At 65.0% G+C, this 2488-nt stretch carries 2 protein-coding genes and 1 pseudogene; 1 reads left to right on the forward strand and 2 read right to left on the reverse strand.

Annotation, left to right across the window (positions count from 1 at the left end; all coding sequences use genetic code 11):
• Window positions 1-565, reverse strand: a pseudogene (locus DDF70_RS35985) (transposase); the annotation flags it as partial.
• A 260-nt stretch (window positions 566-825) separates the two neighbouring features.
• Window positions 826-1893 (reverse strand): sensor histidine kinase, encoded by a 1068-nt coding sequence (locus DDF70_RS35990; RefSeq protein WP_114949210.1) that lies wholly within the window; start codon window positions 1891-1893, stop codon window positions 826-828.
• Between the two features lie 278 nt (window positions 1894-2171).
• On the opposite strand from DDF70_RS35990, the gene DDF70_RS35995 reads away from it, so the two are divergent.
• Window positions 2172-2488 (forward strand): helix-turn-helix domain-containing protein (locus tag DDF70_RS35995; protein ID WP_162820915.1); only part of this gene is annotated, 317 nt, incomplete at its 3' end.

A 2488-nucleotide genomic window follows, 5' to 3' on the forward strand; every position in this document is an offset into this window, starting at 1 on the left:
GACGCCACACCTCCTGGCGAGGTCCACGAGTTTGATCAGCGCCCGGTGCATCAGGCGGGCATCGGTGGGATAAGCCACCGCCTTGGGCTGAACCGTGGTGTCGACGGCGACCCGCTCGAGATCCTTGGTCGCCAGAGCTCCAGTCTGGTACGCCACCGCGAGGCTTTCCTGCAGCAGGGCCGTGAGATGCTCCTCGCCCAATCGCTGGCGCCAGCGCGTCAAGGATGAGCGGTCATCCTTCGACAAGCTCAGGATGAGGCGGCAGATCATGGCGGAAGCTGACCTCACCGCAGAAGAACTGCACGTAGGGGCTGTCGAGGAAGCGGGCGCACAGCGCCTCGTCGGACAAGCTCTCCATGTGCTTGAGGATCATCAGCCCGGCGATCAGCCGCACCGGCAAGGGCGGCTGGCCGGGTCCGGGCTTGTAGACGCTGCCGAGCCGGCGCTCGAGGAAGGCCCAGTCGATGCGCTGGGCCAGCAGCACCAAGGGATGCTTCAGGTCAATGATGCTGTCCAGGGCGGGGCGGAACAGATCCTTCTGGCGCTCGTCTTTCGGCGTCGACATGGCGCAACTCCGGCCGGGTGGAGTGCTCCTGATTGAATCAGATCCCGGGCCGGAGCGGCAACGGAAAACGCAGGAAATCCACCGCTGTCGCCCCGCAATCCTGCAAATCCGAAGCTGGCGATACGACCAATATCCCAATCGTTCCAATGGGATCGGGATTCTTCACAGACGACTTTGGATCCCAGCCGAACCAGACGTAGGACGCACGCGCAAAGAAGGTTGCAGCATGAAGCGCGCCAATACCGACCCGCTGGCTCCTGCTACTGTAACACCCCCTTGGCTGGGAACTCGATGGTGCACCGAAGCCCGCCAGGTTTGAACGTCAGCGTCGTTGTGCCCAGGAGCTGGTAGGGCACGGTCTGCGTCAGAAGCTCGGTCCCGAAGCCGCTGCGCCGAGGCGCATTCGTAATGACCGGCACCCCCGTCTCCGTCCACTCGACCCTCAGGTGCTGAGCGCCATCCCGGTCCTCCAGATCCCAAGTCACCGTCACGTGGCCTTCCGCGCTCGACAGCGCACCATACTTGACCGCATTGGCCGCAAGCTCATGGATCGCCAAGCCGAAGGTCTCGGCTGCCTTGGGATGAAGGCGAAGGTCGGGACCTGACAGCTTGAACTGCTCGCCCTCTCGAGCTGCACAGGTGAGCAACTCCTCGGCCACCAATGAGGCCAGATCGACGCCCGCAGTGGGATCGCGCGTCACCGCCGCCTGCACCCGGGCAAAGGTATCGAGACGACCGTCGAAGTGCATAGTATAGTCCTCCACCGTCGCGCTCGTCTCCGCAGTCCGGCGTGCGATGGAGCGGATCACCGCGAGCGTGTTCCGGACGCGATGCTGCAACTCGGCCAAGAGGACCTTCTGGTGCTCCTCACTGCGCTTGCGCCGGGTCACGTCGACCAGCATGTTGACCGCTCCGATCACCGCTCCGGACGCGTCGTGCAACGGGGTCGGAGAGGCCAGAAAGGGAACCCGTGTGCCATCGGGGCGCTCGGCGATGGCCTCGCCATCATGGATGGCCCGATCCTCTTTCAGCGCAATGGCCATGGGACATTCATCGTGCGGCATCGGCCGCCCATCCGGCCAGTACAAGCGCCAGGAGCCGCACCACTCACTTTTCCCGATCTCTGGGCGACATCCCCACAGGTCGGCGGCGGCCTGGTTGTAGAAGGTGATCCGTCCAGCGGCATCGGTGGTGTACACCGCCGCCGGCAAGGCTTCGAGGACAGGCAACAGCGGGTGCCCGCCCGCGATCTTGTCCAGTGCGCGGGCCCCCGGGAAGCGCCGGAACCCGTCATCGGCGTCGGTCAGGTGTGGCCTAGCACTCGCCATGTCAGCAAGAACCCAAGTTAGCCCGTGGATGGTTCGAGAGGAGATCCCGAGACCTGGAGCGGGCAATTTCGGTAAGGGTTGTCACAAGTCAACGCAGCGAGAAGCGCTTGTTCCCGATTGCATGCCGCCATGATCGGTCAAAGAACCCTTTCCTTGGACGCCAAGCCTGTGCGTAAGCCGTCGATCCCCTCGGCAGTTGGATCTAAGCAGGTTTCAGCGGGGTAGCCAACGGATGCTGCGCATGATTCCATCGCGTGAACGGATGCGGGAGGCGGATCATGACAGGCAGGTCCCCGGTTGTGGCGAGTGGCGAACAACGACGCGAACTGGAGGAACTCAGCCGGTCGCGGGATCGCGGCGAGGCCGATCGGGCCCGGGCGATCCTGCTGACCCTGGCGGGCTGGACGAGCCCGCGGATCGCCGAGGCCTTCGGGGTGCGCGAGGATACGGTGCGCCTCTGGCGCAGTGCTTTCATGGCAGGCGGGGTCGCGGCGCTGCGGACATCCGTCGCGCCGGGCCCGGTTCCGGTCAAAGCCGCGTGCGCCCTCGCAGTTGCCGAGGAGGTGCTGTCCGGGCCGGTGGCGGATCGCCCCAA

The organism is Microvirga calopogonii (genome assembly GCF_003347665.1).
GTDB lineage: Bacteria > Pseudomonadota > Alphaproteobacteria > Rhizobiales > Beijerinckiaceae > Microvirga > Microvirga calopogonii.